A 16,213-nucleotide genomic window follows, 5' to 3' on the forward strand; every position below is an offset into this window, starting at 1 on the left:
GGGAGGGCTGGCCTGCCGGCCCGGATCGCACTTTGTGCGATCATTATACTCTGCTCATACAACCTCGTCAAGCATCCAGGCTCTGCAAAGCCTCCTCCAGACACTCTACCGCCTCCTCGGATATAGTGCAGCCCAGATGGATGACCGGCACACTCCCCAGGAAGTCTTCAATCAGATCCATGGTGTGCAGATGATCCTGCATATTCCATTTGTTGACCGTGATCTGGCTGTACAAAAGAGGAAATGCCTGTCCCGGCTTAAGCTTCTCTGCCCGGTTTTCCTTTGCCTGGCTCAGCATGACAACTGCCTTTATGGGAATCGCCTCATTATGACATACCTCGGATGTCCCGCATACCGGCCATCCCTGGGCGATCCACCTGCCTTCCTTTTTACCCAGCAGGGACCGGTCCCCGTTCACAGTCCTGCTGCCCCGGTACTTCTCCCAAAGCCCCGCCTGGGTGGTCTTTCCCGTCTCTGAAGGAGCGGAAAATAAGATAGCCTCTCCCCGGTACTCCACATAAGCACAGTGCAGGACCATCTGATCCTTCCTCACCAGCCTCCGCTCTAATGCCAGCAGGGACGTAAACAGAGGATCAATGTGCAGATCCCGGAGTTCATCCTGCATCAGAAGGATCTCCGCCCGATTCGCACTCGTCTCCCGGTAGCAGGCATAAGGATCCGGCCTTCCCTTCACGCCGATCAGGCGGCTCTCCAATAGCTGGCTGTCTCCCTCTGCCTGACGCTGGAACACCAGAAGATCCGGTCGTCTCGCCACAATCTTCCCATCCGGCTCCGGCAGATGGTCTGAAACCTCTATATGATATGTATACTCAGGAGCTTTTACGGTCCCGCTCTCTTCCAACTGTCCAGACTCCCGCTGCCCCGGCGCTCTTGAGCCACTCTCAAACTTCATGAAATTTTCCGGCGGCGTCACCTCCGCCGGGCAGCAAAGGCGAAATGTAAAATCACCGATCTGAAATAGCTTGTCCATGCTGTATCTTCTCCCACTCTTCCCGCAAGATTCTCAAAGACTCACCTGCATAACGGCACATATAATCCGGTACGCCGTCATAGCTGCCTGTCTCCAACAGTGCGCTGGCCGCACATGTACGGCACAGATGTCTCAAATGACACGTGCTGCACTGCGCGTTCAACAGAATCTTCTGCGTCTCCTCCACAATATACTTCCACGCGCTCTCAAAACCGACCTCAAACACGGAGACAGCCGGTTCGCTCAAGATCACACAGGGGCGCATCTCTCCCTGCCAGTTGATCGTAAACGAGCACTGCCCCGCCATACAGGACATATGTCCCGGCTCAGCTTCAGCGTGTTCCGGATGATCAGCTCTATAGACCGACTGCTGTACATATTGAGGGAACAGCTCCGACCCCATCTCCCTTTTCAGTGCATGGATCCTGGCTCTCGCCGCCTCCTCCGGATTTAAACGGGACTGCATATTATAAGGCAGATCACGCTCCCTGGTAGCAGGCATCATATAAGTGTCCACCCGGACAGGGATATCCAGCTCTTCTCCGATATCCAGCAGTTTATCAAGGTCATCCTGATTCGCCCGGGCCAGGCTTCCGCCCACCTTCACATCCACCCCCTGCTCCCGTAAAAGCCGGATTCCCCGCAGGGTCTTCTCATATCCTCCAGGGTAATGGCAAAGATTTGCATAAGTCTCTTCGTCCGTACCATAAAGAGTAATATTCACTCTTCTTGGTTTATATTTTCCAAAAAACGCAGCCAGATCTTCATCGATCAGCGTGCCGTTGGTATTGATGGTGATGATCATCCCCATCTTACGCAGTTCCAGATAAAGTCTTCTAAAATCAGGATACAGGAACGGTTCTCCTCCTGTCAATAACAAGAACAGGACTCCCGCATCCTTCATCTGCCTTCCGATCTCCAGCCATTCGTCTACTGTGCGCAGTCTTCCCTGCCACTCCATCTCTTCCCGGCTCAGCCGGATATAGCACATATCACAGTTCATGTTGCAGAGAGGCAGCAACTCAATACTGCCGTTTGCCGGGGTGAGTGTGCGCTTGGCCTGGTCGAGAAGCATGCGCTCCACGGTAGTGGCGCCTTCTAAAGGTTCCATAGGTGTTGTCTCCTTTCGGGTAACGTGAAAATAGACCGGAGGTTATCCGGTCTATTTTGATTATATGGTTAAGCATTATGATCTAGTTGTCTCCCAAGAGTCCATATCAAGATTTTTAGTTGCATGATAATCTTTTACATACGGGCCCATAAACCACCCCATTTCAAGCCAAACAATTACACCTTCTCCATCATCCTGCCTGCCATTATCATTATAATCCACAAATCCATCATAGAAATCATTTATCGCTGAAGTAACGTGTTTATCTTCACACGGTTTATACCCACCAAGCCGATCTCTGCCAATATCCGCATGAACTCCATCTACAGCATTGTCCCTATTGGGATAATAGTAAAGTGTTCCTCCAGGCGCATTACATTCAAAATAATATTCCACTCCACTATCCCCACAAGCCGCTACATACTCATTCGCCTCAAACTTTTGCACTTCTGTAAGAGGTCTTCTCCATACTTTCCTCTCCATTTTTACTCCTCCTTCAATAAACCATACTGTAAATATTCTCTTATAAAATCTTTTATGCCTTGCTCCATCTCGCCATCTGGATCGGAATACTCTTTTCTCGCCTCAGCAATCACATCCTCCGCCGATCTTGGCTCCTGGAACAATTTCCACAGAAAACTGCAGGTTTCATTCAGCGATATCACACTGTTCTCAAACACTCCCGCCTCTCCTACAGGCACCAGCACGGATTCACCTGCCACTTCCCGCAGAAGAAAGTTCGGATTTGCTCTAAAGACCCTGACATTCTCCTCTTTTGTTCCTTCCGGAAGATGCTCCTGAGTTTCGGAACTGGAGAGTGTCACGGATGACTTTTCATCTCTCTCCAATATGCTTTTATTCCTCCCCTTTTATCTCATTATACCTATACGTTAATATCATATCATAATTGTCCCTATTGTCAATGGCATTTTTCACAAATTTATCACAGAATATTCACACTTTTGCCGAAACAGTTCTCCCCACTCTTTTCTCCCACCGAATCCCTCATTCCGGACATTAAACTGCAAAACGGAATTTCGTTCAAAGGTAAGAATAGAATCATGTCGAAAGCTGTAGATGGATAAGACTGTATATGATATAATCCCGTTGTTTCTTTATGATCTTACTCAAAATTCAGATGAAGACGGCTATAATATTGTCATGGAATATCTGGACTCTGATTATATGAGAATAAAAACGCTGCATGATAAGATTGGAAAATCCGCAACCAGCGACTTGATCAAAAAGAGACAGGGGGAAGATGATAGTTATGCACTCCGGGAAATTGTGGAGGTACTCTCATTTGGTCATTTTATTGATTTATACCAGCTATACTATCAGAAATATCCGTCAAAAGAATATTTCAGCAGTTATCTTTGGTCACTAAAGTTCCTGCGCAATGCAGCTGCACATAATAATTGCCTGCTGAATAGTCTAAAAGCACCTTATAATATAACACTCCATAAAAATAGGGATATCCAATTTCAAGTATCAAAAATAAAGAGTATCTCTGAGAAAAGTCGAGACACTTGGATGCAAAATCCGGTAATACACGATTTTGTCATTCTTGTTTATGTTTATCTAAACGTAGTAAAAAGTGAAGGAATTAAACAAAATGGAATTCGTCAATTAAAATGGCTATTCGAAGAAAAAATGCCTCGCCACAAAGAATACTTTGACAAAAATTTAAGCATAAAAGAATGTTACCATTTTACCCACAAAGTGGTAAACATCTTTTGCAACAAATACCGCAAATAAGAGTTGACAGATATATCTATACCTCATACAATAGTTACGAAGATCAAAAAACTTATATGGTTTTTCCGAGGAGCTGATGCCTGCATTGGTTCCTTATTTTTTGTATTTTCATACATGAAAGAATATGCTCTGTCACGGAATTTATATTATGGTATACGTTTCTTTCGATATAAAATTAGCCAATGGCTTCTTTCCTCTTCTACAGCTTCTGACCTCCTGCAAATTCAGGGATATCCTCTACGATTCCTCTTATATGCAACTCACGAAGGAAACCATACACATCCCGCCTTGCAGTTTCTTCATTCACCTCAAATTCCTGAAGTATCTTCTCTACGATTTCCTCAAGGTCTGACGCTGTATCTACCTGTTTCCATATATATGCAGCCGTCTCTGTCAGCCGGATCATTCCATTCAATTTCTGGGATGCCATCCCCGCAGGGATTAATAACGGCTCTCCTGCTATCTCTCTTAATACATATTCCTTATTTGTCTTCATCTTTTCTCCTTAAACCAGCATTTGCTTCATAAAGTAACCGCACATATTCTTTGGCGTACCTGCAAAGATACTCCGGTAAACCATCGTATTTCCCGGTCTCCAGCCAGGCGCTCGCCACACATGTCTTGCACACAGGGCGCAGCCGGCACTTGACACATTTTGTATGCAGACGAAATTTCTTTGCCCCTCCTGACATCTTTTCCCAGGCAGCATCAAATCCTATCTCAAATACTGGAGCCGACGGCTCTTCTATGGTGACACAGGGACGCATTTCTCCCTGCCAGTTCACTGAGAAGGAACAGTTCCCCGCCATACAGGTCATGCCATCCGGATAAACATCAGGGCCATTTTCTATCTGTGCAATTTTTCTTTGTACATAGAAAGAAAATTGTTCTTCTCCAAGCTCTGTTTTGACTGTTTCAAGTTCTGCGGCAGCCGCCGCTTCCGGCGCCAGCCTGGACTGCTGTTCAATAGCCAGCCCTCTCTCCCGTATCCCCGGCAGCATGTAAGTATCCATATGTACCGGTATTTCAAGCTCCCGTCCGATCTGATAGATCCGCTCTATATCCTTGCAATTCTCCTTTGTTACACTGCCATTGATCTTGACATCCACACCACGTTCTTTTAGAAGCCGGATTCCCCGCATTGTTCTCTCGAAACCTCCCGGGTAATGACAGAGCTCCTCATAAGCCCTCTCATCCGCTCCATAAAGCGTGATATTAATCCTCCTCGGCTTTTCTTTCCCGAAAAAATCCGCCCATTTCTCATCAAGAAGTGTACCGTTAGTGTTGATTGTCAAAACCATACCCCTCCGCTTCAATTCCAGATACAGTATTTGAAAATCAGGGAATAAAAGAGGCTCCCCGCCAGTCAAAAGTAAGAAAAGCACACCCGCTTTCCGCATCTCTTCTCCCAGCCCGATCCATTCTTCCGCAGTGCGATCCCGTCTGATGTAGCACATATCACAGTTCATATTGCAGAGAGGGAGGATCTCAAGGGTGCCGTTAACGGGGCGCTGTGCGGCAGCGGCTTTTTGCAGTATAACCTTTTCCAGAGTTGTTGCCTCTGTTTGAAAAAGCTCCATCTCAAACTTCTCCTTTAAAAAAGAGAACCGACACATTATCGATTCTCCCTCTAATCCTTTGTACTTTTACATTTAAGTGTATCATAGCCGTTATATTAAGAGCGATTGGGATGCCCTTCCGCAGTTGCGGTCACAGTACCCCTGTGATGCCATGTCCGGCTTCCGGAGGATGTTGTCCAGTATATTTCCTGCCCTATATATACTTCCGAAGCTGATATTGATCCAGTAAACTCTCCGGTAAGTTCATTATAACCTGTATATATGGCACACTCCAAGGTACCCAAACCATCTGTTCCGGTCTCTACCATTGCCTCACCAATGTTATTATTATCATGATCATAGATAACCTGATTGGAGGAATTGCCACAGTGGTCACTGGCATGTGAATGACCTTAGACCTTGTGGCGGAGTACGGAGCGCCCCGACAGTATATTTATACCGCCAGATTTCTTGAATCATTCCCATTGCACTTCCGTCTTCTATCTGCTATGATACTCCTACAGACAGCAGTTACGCACGGCACTGCCGCCATATATCACATATATTTTCTATTTCTTATTTTTATCCTTCATGTCACGCTGACATGTTCTGCACATTTTTCTGTCCATTCGGACGATATTCTAACAAACAAATCCCAAAAACATTTGCAAAATCAGGCATTCTGCTGTCAGTAGAGCATTTTTTATGCTATGATATTTATATATGGAGACAGTCCTGTGCCGCCGGAAACGGAGGTCACATTGCTGCCAAATGAAACCCGCCGGAATCATGATCTCGCCCACCTGGAGGATCTTGCCTTAAAGTCCGCCGCCGACTACTTCGGCGCCGAACTCCTCCACTGGCTTGGGATTCCCGGAAAGATGATCCGTTCCTCTCCCACCGAGATCGTGGAACTGGAAACCAGACACATGTACGAGGATTTTCTCTTTGAGCTGGAAGACGGCACCTGGTGTCACTTTGAATTCGAAAGCAACGCCATCACTCCGGAAGACTTAAAGCGCTTCCGGGAATACGAGGCGACCACCGCCAGACGGGTAAACGCCCCGGTCATCACTTATGTGATATGCTCCTCAAAAGCCAGCCGTCTGCTGGATCATATCACGGAAGGAATCAACACCTATCGAGTGAAGGTAATCCGGCTGAAAGACCACGACCAGAAAAAGCTGCTTGATTCCCTAAAAGAAAAAGCATCCTCGGGACTAGACCGGACAGATATCATTCCGCTTCTTCTGTCTCCGCTTATGGCAGAGTCAGACAATCGAAAGACATGTATTCTGCAGGGAATCCGCATACTAAAGATAACAGAAGAGAAACATATTTTCTCTCAGAATGAAATACGAAAGATGGAAGCCATTCTATACGCTTTCGCACTTAAATTTTTTAGAGGCATGAATTTAGCCACAATAAAGGAGGAGATTGCCATGACAGAACTTGGACAAATGATCTGGGACGATGCTCTCGCAGAGGGCCAGGCACAGGGACTTGCCAAAGGACTTGCACAGGGCCAGGCGCAGGGACAACAGCAGGCTTCGGAACGCTACAGTAAATTAATCCTGATTCTGGATAAGGAAAAGAAAAATGACCTGATCATCAAAGTTGCCTCTGATCCGGATTTTCGCGAAGAACTATACCGCAAATATGGCATTTGATTTTGGCCGAGAAAAAGGCGCAGCCTCTTCATATGCTGCGCCTGTCATTTGGCGAAAGAAACCGAAAAGACTGCATCTTACAGGGAATCCGCATACTAAAGATAACAGAAGAGAAACATATTTTCTCTCAGAATGAAATACGAAAGATGGAAGCCATTCTATATGCTTTCGCACTTAAATTTTTTAGAGGCATGAATTTAGCCACAATAAAGGAGGAGATTGCCATGACAGAACTTGGACAAATGATCTGGGACGATGCTCTCGCACAGGGCCTCGCAGAGGGCCAGGCGCAGGGACTTGCCAAGGGACTTGCACAGGGGCAGGCCCAGGGACAACAGCAGGCTTCGGAGCGCTACAGTAAATTAATTCTGATTCTGGATAAGGAAAAGAAAAATGACCTGATCATCAAAGTTGCCTCTGATCCGGATTTTCGCGAAGAACTATACCGCAAATATGGCATTTGATTTTGGCCGAGAAAAAGGCGCAGCCTCTTCATGTGCTGCGCCTTTTCCTGATTTTTCTTCTATATGATCTTATACTTTTTCAGCAAATCCACTCTCCGGCTCCCGATCTCAATGCTTGCTTTTGCGTAATTCCCTTTGCTCTGCCTTGTTTCCTTCAGGTATTTCCCAATCCTTGACAGATAGGCCACCGGCAGAAGAAACCTGTGCTTTTTCAGATAGCTGTAGTTTCTTTCCATATATCTCCGGTCCGGGAAAAGAGACTGCAGGACAGACGCTTTGGCCTTCTTTCCTCTTTTGCTCTCGCTGACCGCCTGTAATGTGATATTGCTGCTGTGCTTTCTGCTCATGCTGGAATCTCCGAACACGCCTCCCTCCAGGATATCCTCCAGAAGCTCCGTCCCGTCTGTCTTCAGCTGGCTCCAGCTGTCGGGATAACCGGCCTTTCCCGGATCAAACTCCATGTATTTTTCTCCGATATCAAAAAGGGCGGCGGCAAATACATCCGCATGGATGCTCCTGCATTTTTCCAGCACCGCTTCCCAGTCTATCTCTTTTCCATATACACCCGCATAAATGACGATATCACATACCTGACGGATCCCGAATCCGCTGTGAAGGAAATGTTTGAATGCATGCAGGATAAGATACAGTAGGTGATCCGTGTGGCAAAGTGTATAGACCGGGATTCCCTGTATCTCTTTCTGGATCTTCCGCACAAAGGCGTCTTTGAAAAAGTCATTAAGGCTTCCATAGGCATCCGACTCTGAGGAAAACAGCTCTTTATGAAGCTCAATATGCAGCGCCCCGCCCGCCTTATAATACGGCACTTCTCCTTCTTTCTCGGGATCCTTATCCGGCTCTGCCGGAAGCATCTGGTTTTCTGCAAAAATGCGGCTGCATTCCGGAAACTGCTCCGCAGGGATCAGTATATCTTCATCTCCGGACGCCCGATAATCCGGCTCCCGGTACAGGCTCCGGCATACCAGCCCCTTCACCACCAGAGGCGTCAGTCCCGCCTCTGCCAGCTTTTGATATAGCTGCAGAAACTCTCCGGTCTTCCGGCTTTGCATCATGACCTGCCGGATCACCTGCCCTTTGACTGCCAACACAAGCCCCTCAGGGCAGGTCCGGAAAGCCGGACAGCTATAGACTGCGTCATAGACCATCGGCAGGATCTGGTGGTGCTGGCTAAGCCGGAAGAATTCTGCCCACTCTTCCGCATCCAGCCCGTCCTCCCAGACTGCCTTTCTTCCTTTCAGGAAGCAGCAGAGAGCTTCCATCATTTTCTCACTTATTCTCCCAGGCATCTTTTTACCTCTTATCGTCGCATAATCCTACTATCTGCTATAAGTTCTTTTATTTCCTTTTACATGGTAAAATTTCCCAGGCCATACGTCAAGAGATAATCTCATCATTTTTATTGAATTGTTAAAACCGCGATCTCCGGAGGATTGTTGAACCGGGGGAGCTTTTCATGATGCGTTCCCAGGCCGCTGGTCACAAACATCCGGATCTTATCCTTCTGATACATTCCATGGATATATTCCGGGAACCAGCCCTGATCCCCGCCGTAAAGCCCGCCCAGAAACGGAATGACCACCTGGCCGCCGTGGTTGTGTCCGCTGACCACCAGATCCACGTCCCAGACCTTGCTCGCATCTCCAAAGATGAAGCTGTCCGGGCGGTGGGCCAGCATGATCTTTAAGTTGTCCGTGTCCTGAAACTCCTGCAGGAAGGAAAGGGTATCCGACGGCGCCGCAGATGCGTCGTTATTGCCATTTAAGCCAAAAGCATAGTCATACATGCCGCCAATCCTGACCTTGTTCCCATTCACCTCTATATCCACATATGTTTTATCCAGCACGACTGCTCCTGCCGCTTCCAGTTCTCCGGTCAGCTCCGGATGTCCGTTTTCCATATAGCCAAGCTCGTGGTTCCCCAGCGCATAGTAGACCGGCGCCGTATCTTTTAACTGCCCGATCAGCTCCAGCGGAACCAACGCATCTTCCGATGCCTCGTTAAGCATATCCCCGTCCATAAGAATGAGATCCGGCTGAATCTCTTCTATTTTCTCTGCCAACCTCCAATTATCCGCTCCAAACTCATGGTCGTGAAGATCCGAGATCACCACCGCCGTGACGGCTTCTCTGCATTTCCCGGTATCTACTGAAAACTCATTCACCGCCAGATAATTATAGGATACAAAAACACTTCCGGCCACATAGACGATAAGCACAATGATGATAATAGCAATGACTTTCTTCACTTTATTTTCTCCCCATATCAGCTTCCAAAAGTTTATTTGACTATTATATACGCTTTCTCATTCTTTTATCAAGAAAAACCAGAACAATCTGGCAAATGATCAAAAGTCCGGACAGACTGCCTCTTTTCTATTGACTGTTTTGCTCGCCGGTGCTTATAATGACTACATAAGTAAGATTAAGGAGGACATCATGGAAAAATTACCGCAGATCTCAGCCGCAGAATATGAGATTATGAAGATTATCTGGGAGAGTTCTCCGATCAGCACCAACGATGTGTGTGAACGAGTTCCGGAAGACCATCAGTGGAGCAGCAAAACAGTCCACACGCTTTTATCCCGGCTGACAGCCAAGCAGGTCATTGCCTATGAACAGCGGGGGCGGATGTATTATTACTATCCCCTGATCTCACAGGAAAGCTATCTGTGCCAGGAAAGCCACCTCTTTTTAAACCGGTTTTACAACGGTCAGGCCTCTGCGCTGCTGTCTTCTCTTTTATCCGGCTCCGAATTATCAGATGATGATCTGGAAGAAATGCACCGCCTGATCGATTCCAAACTGGGCGGAGGTGAAGTGCTTTGACTTTTCCCATTCATTTTCTTCTGTGCAATATTGTGCTCACCGGTTTTCTGGGCCTGGTGCTGCTTTTTAGAACCGTCTTCCGCAGGCATGTGACCGCAGACAGCCGACGCCGCATCTGGTATATCTGGATGCTGGCGCTGGTCCTTCCTCTGGTGCCGGAACAGCTTTTCGATCCGGCCGGGCTTATTTATAAAATCCGGGATCTTCTTCCCTCTGCTTCTTCTGTGTCCGGTATTCCTGCGGAAACAAATGACACCGCCATTGCCTCCATGCAGCTGGGGCTGTCGGATTTTGCCTCATCACTGGACGGCAGCACGGCTCTGCCTTTGAGCACATTTCTTGCCGCCTTCTGGGGCATCGGATGTGCGGTCACTTTCTTATGCTTTATCATCCAGATTTATAAGATCTATATGCTTAAAAATTCGGCCCGCCGTATCACCCCCGAACAGGAACCGGATCTTTATGCTCTTTATTCCTCATGCATGCGAAAGGCCGGTGTCCGTCGCCAGGTGGATCTGTACACATCCTGCCGCATTGAAAGCCCTGCCTCCTGCGGGATTCTCCGTCCCACAATCTTCATTCCGGAGGATCTGGACATTCTGCTGTCCGCTGATGATATCCGCTTTATTTTTCTGCATGAGCTGCAGCATCTGAAGCACAAAGATGCCATCCTCAATGGCTTAAGCTGTATCCTCCAGATCCTGTACTGGTTTCATCCCCTGATCCGCTACAGCTTTACCGTCATGCGCCGGGACTGCGAGATTGCCTGTGACCATGCTGTAATCCGCACGGCAGGCAGGGAGCAGGCCGCAAGCTACGGACACATGCTGATCCGCTATGCCGGGAGCCTGCGGGATCATGCATTTCTCTCTCCGCTCTCCAGCCTGGGCCAAGACAAATCCGCTGCACTACGGCGGATAAAAGAGATTGCGGAGTACAGACCGGATACCAGGTCCCGGAAATGCAGGAGCATTGTCATTTTACTCCTGACAGCACTGCTTCTTTTGGCGGCAAGCCCGTTTCTGTCAGTCTATGCTTTCCCTGACAATACGTTTGATCTTTCTGATCTTTCCGCCAAACAGCTGGAGCAAATAGATCTCTCCGCCTGTTTTGCAGAAACGCAGGGCTCCTTTGTCTTATATGATGTAACGAAAGACCAGTGGCAGATATACAATGAAAAGTTGAGTACCCGCCGTGTATCCCCGGATTCTACTTTTAAAATATACAGCGGCCTTTTTGCTCTGGAAGAGGGACTTATTACGCCGGAGTCCTCCGGACGGGAATGGAACGGAACCGCATATCCCTTTGAATCCTGGAATCAGGATCAGACTCTTGCCACTGCCATGCAGAATTCTGTAAACTGGTATTTCCAGGATCTGGATCAGCAGATGGGGATTTCAGCTTTATATTCCTACTATTGTCAGGTCTCCTTTGGGAACTGTGATCTCTCTTCCGGCACAGATCACTACTGGGCGGAGGCTTCTCTGAAAATTTCTCCGGCAGAACAGGTTCTCCTTTTATCCGGACTGCTCCAGAACAGATGGGGATTTGATGAAGAAAATATCCAGGCTGTCAAAAACGCCTTGTTTATTGCAGATACTCCTCTTGGAAAGCTTTACGGCAAAACCGGCACGGGCCTTGAAAACGGAAAAAATGTAAATGGCTGGTTCGTAGGTTTTCTGGAAAACGAAGGACATGTCCGCTGCTTTGCCACGAATATCCGGGATACGGACGGTGCGGACGGCACTGCCGCAGCAGAGATCACCCTGGAAGTTTTAAATTCCCTATAAAAATCAGGATAAGACTCCGCCGCATCCCTTCCACGAAATTCAGGATGCGGCGGAGTCTTATTTACGTCTACCTTTTATTCTTCTATACCTTGATCTTTTCTGCAACTTCGTATCCAAGGACCAGTCTTATGTCCTGCACTCCTATGATCACACTGTCCCGGCACTGCTGGATCACCCTGATCGTGCTGCCCTCTTCCACATGACGGCTATGCAGGAAATCGAGCACATCCGGCAGACCGAACATCCATTTAATGGTGTAAGACTCTCCTTGTCTCGCATTTGACAACGCCTGCATGATATCCCTCCTTTTTCTAATTTTAGAAAACAGATACAGGGTTAGTCAATCGCAATCTTTGTTGCATAAAACAAATCCTATCCAATATGCTCCGCCAGGTAAAACCCTGCGGCCACTCCCACCAGACAGAGCACCATACTCAGGACCATGTAGGCCGCCGCAGTCTTATAATGTCCCCGGTTCAAAAGGTCGTATGTCTCCAGTGAAAACGTAGAAAACGTTGTAAAACCGCCGCATACGCCGGTTTTCAGGAAAAGCGCCAGCTGTTCATGGCCCCCGCGGCGGGCCGCCACTCCTGCAATGCAGCCGATCGCTGCCGCGCCAAGCACGTTTGTGATCAGCGTGAGCGCAGGAAATAGTCCTTTATAAGGCAGAAGACTGATCGCATAGCGAAGCGCTGCTCCAAGCGCACCGCCGGCTCCCACATACAAGAATCCTGCCATGCCTATTTCCTCCCTCTTGCCTCTTTATAAATCTGGTACATATCCTCTTGATCCAGCTTTTTGATACAGCCAATGGTACGTTTCCCGAAATGACTGCATTTCTCGGCCAGCTCCCGCATCTGTTCTTCCGTAAGTTCAATTCCCATATCCCCGATGCAGACCGGCATATCAAGAGCGCGGTAAAAATCCTCCATCGCTTCGATCCCTTTCTGTGCCGTTTTAAGCTTTTCCGCCTCTGGCTTTACTCCCATCACATTCACCGCAAATTTCGCAAACCGCTCAGGCGCAGCGTCCATTACATAGCGCGCCCAGCTTCCCCAGACCGCTGCAAGTCCTGCTCCGTGAGCCACGTCAAACATTCCGCCCAGCTCATGTTCCAGCTGATGGCTTGCCCAGTCTCCGCCGCCGGTTCCACATCCGGTCAGGCCGTTGTGCGAAAGACTTCCGGCCCACATCACCTCTGCCCTGGCCTGATAGTTGTCCGGCTCATTCATCAGGATCTTTGCATTTTTCATCACCGTCCGAAGCAGATGCTCACTAATGCCGTCTGTCATTTCCATATTTTCGCTATGGTTGAAATAACGCTCCATCGTATGCATCATAATGTCCACACATCCGCTGGCAGTCTGATATTTCGGCAGCGTCATGGTAAGCTCCGGGTTCATCACGGCAAACCTCGCCCGGGCATAGTTGCTGCTATATCCCCGTTTCAGCCAGCCTTCCTCTTTCGTGATCACGGATGAATCGCTCATCTCGGATCCTGCCGCCGCAATCGTCAGCACGACGCCGATCGGGAGGCAGGCTTTCGCCGTACGTCTCTTGTCATAAAAGTCCCACACATCCCCTTCATTTGCCACGCCATATCCAATCGCCTTGGCAGAGTCTATGACGCTTCCGCCGCCCACGGCCAGAATGAAATCAACCTGCTCTTTCCGGGCAAGCCGGATACCCTCATACACGAGAGAAAGTCTGGGATTTGGCACCACCCCTCCCAGGGAAACATAAGAAATCCCAACCGCATCAAGCGACCGGTATATCCGTTCCAGCAGGCCGCTTCTTACCACGCTCCCGCCGCCATAATGGACCAGCACTTTTTTACACCCCTGCTCCGCTGCCAGCTGTCCCGTCTGCTCTTCTGCCCCTCTGCCAAAGATGATTTTTGTCGGTGTATAATACTGAAAATTTTCCATCTGTCCTCTCCTTCCTCTTTCTGTCTCCTTTTACAGCAACTCTTTTTCTCTTGCTTTCAGATCATAGTAAAACATATACTGCTGCATCACTCCCGCACATCCCTGATATCTCGTAAAAGGAAATCCTTCTGGGTAATGGAGCTCCAGTGCCTTTTTAATATGCGTATCCACAGGAAATGCATCCATCTGATGCAGGGCAAACAGGCAGATACAGTCTGCTACCTTGCCGCCGATTCCCGGAAGGCGCATAAGCTCTGCTCTGGCATCCTCATAGGCCATGCCTTTTAGCTTTTCCAGATCAAAATCTCCTTCCGCAGCCATCCTTGCCGTACCACAGATATATTTACTCCGGTATCCCAGCTTTAACTCCCGTAATTCCTCTTCCGACACGCCTGCCAGCGCCTCGGCATCTGGAAATGTATCGTAAAAGCCTCCCTCCGGAGTTTCTTTTCTCCTGCCATATTTTTCGCACAATGCCCGGATCAGTCCCTTAATACGGGGAATATTATTCTGCTGGGAAATAATAAATGTAATGATCATCTCCCATACGTCCTGCCTCAGGATCCGAATCCCCTGTCCAAACCTGGCCGCGGCTTTCAGGTATTCATCTGCTTCGTCAATTCGCCTGGCATAATCGGCATAAGACGCAGAAAGGTCAAAATATTTTTTCCATACCTCTTCGTACTCTTCCTTTGAACAGTGTAATATCGTTCTCCCCGTCTCTTCCGGCTGCCCCTGTTCTATGACCTCGATTTTCAGATACCTGCCGCCTGCCAGAAGTTCATATGTATTTTCCGATACCAGATCCATCCGGAAACACTGCCCGGATTCACAGACCTGGGGGATTGAAAAGTAGTTATTATCAATCGTTACCATGCTCTTCATACATCGCCAGCTTCTTCTTAAGCTCCGCGATTTCCTGCTCCTGCTCGGAAATCTTTTTATCCTTTTGAGACGCCTCTTCCGTTTTCCTGGCCAGCGTCTTTTCCGCTTCCTGTTTTGCTTCTTCCCGCTCCTTCCTTAATGCATCGATCTCCTCCTGCATTTCATCAATCATTAACTGTACCGTATTCCGGTCCAATTCACGTAACTCCTCCGAGAACATCCCCATCACCCTTTCCACATTCCGGCACAGCTCATAAATTTCCTGGTAGGGTTTTCCAAACTCCGGATACTGGTCAAGTAATGCCTCTATCGCTTCCGGATCATCTACGCTTAGGAATGTGAGCCATGCGTCCAGCTTGTTTCTAATACCTTTATTGTGCAGAAGATCCTGAAAGATGTCAAGGCAGACATAACAGAATTCCTGCAGAAGCTCAATCTCCGCGCCAGTGTCAGATACTTGGGTAAAATGGTGGATACATTCCTCCTTAAATCTCCGAAAGCTTTCCGGACTCTGTTCAAAAAATACGATTGTATATACTTTATGGATATCGCGGTAGCTAAACGCCCTTCCCCTTTCTCCCCGTACGCGTTTATACTGGCGAAGGAGGAGATCCGCCGAATAACAGGCGCTTCTTTGGCCTGAAAATTTATAACCGATCTTCTGCACCTCCACATTTGCAATACTATGATCCTCCAGCTCTACCACGATATCCATAATAACCAGAGAGCTTTCGTCCGCAATCCGTGTGGAATCATTGGGAAGTACTTGTAAAATCTTCACCTGCTGCCTTAGGATAAGAGACAATAATTCATTCAGGCGCTCTGGTGCATTTTCTGGGTTTAGGATTTCTTTGAAAAATGAATCATACAGGATTTTGACACCCCTGTTTCCGGAACAAAAATCCAGAAATTCTTCCTGCTGTCCAGCTTTGAAATAATTCTTCCAGCCGCAAATTTCTCCTTATAATGAGACGGACTTCTTCTTTCGACCGAATAATCGGAAAATGAGATTTTAAAGATTTCTTCACAGACAGATTCCCCCTTTTTAGAAATATAGAATTGAAAATAAATTGGAAAATAAAACGAAATTGTTAAAACGCTTCCAATTACAGAAGCAAAGAAACTTAAGAACCGGTTTTCACCGGATAGATAATTATAACATAGCATATCCCTAAAAGGAAAGCAATCCAAATCGAGTAGGAGGGAGTGAT

General features: G+C 47.8%; 19 protein-coding genes. 5 read left to right on the forward strand and 14 right to left on the reverse strand.

The genetic code is table 11. The features are described from left to right. Positions 1-67: 67 nt before the first annotated feature. The 4 genes from BKD12_RS02710 to BKD12_RS02725 form a co-directional block, all read right to left on the reverse strand. Positions 68-991, reverse strand: coding sequence for a hypothetical protein (locus BKD12_RS02710; protein WP_070087785.1), 924 nt, complete (start codon positions 989-991; stop codon positions 68-70). Further along, on the reverse strand, positions 966-2,102 hold the full coding sequence (locus tag BKD12_RS02715; protein ID WP_070087786.1) for a radical SAM protein: 1,137 nt from the start codon (positions 2,100-2,102) through the stop codon (positions 966-968). Before BKD12_RS02715 ends, BKD12_RS02710 begins: the two co-directional genes overlap by 26 nt. A 75-nt stretch (positions 2,103-2,177) precedes the next feature. Further along, positions 2,178-2,585, reverse strand: coding sequence for a hypothetical protein (locus BKD12_RS02720; RefSeq protein ID WP_070087787.1), 408 nt, complete (start codon positions 2,583-2,585; stop codon positions 2,178-2,180). Positions 2,586-2,587: 2 nt separating this feature from the next. After that, positions 2,588-2,950 carry a PqqD family protein gene (locus BKD12_RS02725; RefSeq protein WP_070087788.1) on the reverse strand — a complete coding sequence of 121 codons (363 nt, stop codon included), beginning with the start codon at positions 2,948-2,950 and terminating at the stop codon, positions 2,588-2,590. Between the two features lie 229 nt (positions 2,951-3,179). Here BKD12_RS02725 and BKD12_RS02730 point away from each other — a divergent pair, with 229 nt between their 5' ends. After that, a complete protein-coding gene (locus BKD12_RS02730) occupies positions 3,180-3,860 on the forward strand; it encodes an Abi family protein (protein WP_070087789.1) in 681 nt (226 codons plus the stop codon). Positions 3,861-4,059: 199 nt separating this feature from the next. Here BKD12_RS02730 and BKD12_RS02735 read toward each other — a convergent pair whose 3' ends face one another. Then, a complete protein-coding gene (locus BKD12_RS02735; RefSeq protein ID WP_070087790.1) occupies positions 4,060-4,356 on the reverse strand; it encodes a PqqD family protein in 297 nt (98 codons plus the stop codon). Continuing rightward, positions 4,343-5,440 carry a radical SAM protein gene (locus BKD12_RS02740; protein WP_070087812.1) on the reverse strand — a complete coding sequence of 366 codons (1,098 nt, stop codon included), beginning with the start codon at positions 5,438-5,440 and terminating at the stop codon, positions 4,343-4,345. Before BKD12_RS02740 ends, BKD12_RS02735 begins: the two co-directional genes overlap by 14 nt. 689 nt (positions 5,441-6,129) lie before the next feature. On the opposite strand from BKD12_RS02740, the gene BKD12_RS16820 reads away from it, so the two are divergent. Together BKD12_RS16820 and BKD12_RS16695 are read left to right on the forward strand one after the other, a co-directional pair. Continuing rightward, on the forward strand, positions 6,130-7,089 hold the full coding sequence (locus BKD12_RS16820) for a hypothetical protein (protein ID WP_176730909.1): 960 nt from the start codon (positions 6,130-6,132) through the stop codon (positions 7,087-7,089). A 224-nt stretch (positions 7,090-7,313) separates the two neighbouring features. After that, positions 7,314-7,553 carry a hypothetical protein gene (locus BKD12_RS16695; protein WP_141736925.1) on the forward strand — a complete coding sequence of 80 codons (240 nt, stop codon included), beginning with the start codon at positions 7,314-7,316 and terminating at the stop codon, positions 7,551-7,553. Positions 7,554-7,612: 59 nt separating this feature from the next. Here BKD12_RS16695 and BKD12_RS02755 read toward each other — a convergent pair whose 3' ends face one another. Both BKD12_RS02755 and BKD12_RS02760 read right to left on the reverse strand, forming a co-directional pair. Then, positions 7,613-8,860, reverse strand: coding sequence for a nucleotidyltransferase domain-containing protein (locus BKD12_RS02755; protein ID WP_070087792.1), 1,248 nt, complete (start codon positions 8,858-8,860; stop codon positions 7,613-7,615). 110 nt (positions 8,861-8,970) lie between these two features. Then, positions 8,971-9,819: a metallophosphoesterase gene (locus tag BKD12_RS02760; protein WP_242872689.1), complete on the reverse strand. Its 849-nt coding sequence runs from the start codon at positions 9,817-9,819 to the stop codon at positions 8,971-8,973. 190 nt (positions 9,820-10,009) lie between these two features. On the opposite strand from BKD12_RS02760, the gene BKD12_RS02765 reads away from it, so the two are divergent. Together BKD12_RS02765 and BKD12_RS02770 are read left to right on the forward strand one after the other, a co-directional pair. Continuing rightward, positions 10,010-10,399 (forward strand): BlaI/MecI/CopY family transcriptional regulator, encoded by a 390-nt coding sequence (locus BKD12_RS02765; RefSeq protein WP_070087793.1) that lies wholly within the window; start codon positions 10,010-10,012, stop codon positions 10,397-10,399. Continuing rightward, positions 10,396-12,189, forward strand: a complete 1,794-nt coding sequence (locus BKD12_RS02770) for a BlaR1 family beta-lactam sensor/signal transducer (RefSeq protein WP_070087794.1) — start codon at positions 10,396-10,398, stop codon at positions 12,187-12,189. The genes BKD12_RS02765 and BKD12_RS02770 overlap by 4 nt, the downstream gene beginning before the upstream one ends. Before the next feature lie 82 nt (positions 12,190-12,271). Here the strand turns inward: BKD12_RS02770 and BKD12_RS02775 are convergent, their stop codons facing one another. From BKD12_RS02775 to BKD12_RS17470, 6 genes are all read right to left on the reverse strand, one after another. Beyond that, positions 12,272-12,484 (reverse strand): FeoA family protein, encoded by a 213-nt coding sequence (locus tag BKD12_RS02775; protein WP_070087795.1) that lies wholly within the window; start codon positions 12,482-12,484, stop codon positions 12,272-12,274. A 77-nt stretch (positions 12,485-12,561) separates the two neighbouring features. Continuing rightward, positions 12,562-12,927 (reverse strand): fluoride efflux transporter CrcB, encoded by a 366-nt coding sequence (gene crcB / locus BKD12_RS02780; protein WP_070087796.1) that lies wholly within the window; start codon positions 12,925-12,927, stop codon positions 12,562-12,564. A 2-nt stretch (positions 12,928-12,929) separates the two neighbouring features. Continuing rightward, positions 12,930-14,117, reverse strand: coding sequence for an iron-containing alcohol dehydrogenase (locus BKD12_RS02785; protein ID WP_070087797.1), 1,188 nt, complete (start codon positions 14,115-14,117; stop codon positions 12,930-12,932). 30 nt (positions 14,118-14,147) lie between these two features. Next, the gene (locus BKD12_RS02790; protein WP_070087815.1) at positions 14,148-14,993 is read right to left on the reverse strand and encodes a DNA-3-methyladenine glycosylase family protein; all 846 of its coding nucleotides are present in this window, start codon (positions 14,991-14,993) and stop codon (positions 14,148-14,150) included. Beyond that, entirely contained in the window at positions 14,980-15,807 is an 828-nt protein-coding gene (locus BKD12_RS02795) for a PD-(D/E)XK nuclease family transposase (RefSeq protein ID WP_330385518.1), read from the reverse strand. Before BKD12_RS02795 ends, BKD12_RS02790 begins: the two co-directional genes overlap by 14 nt. A gap of 35 nt (positions 15,808-15,842) precedes the next feature. Next, positions 15,843-16,213, reverse strand: a 371-nt coding sequence (locus BKD12_RS17470; RefSeq protein ID WP_330385519.1) for a hypothetical protein, incomplete at its 5' end; no start/stop codon positions are given.

Origin of the sequence: Merdimonas faecis (genome assembly GCF_001754075.1) — a bacterium.
In the GTDB taxonomy this organism is placed as follows: domain Bacteria; phylum Bacillota; class Clostridia; order Lachnospirales; family Lachnospiraceae; genus Merdimonas; species Merdimonas faecis.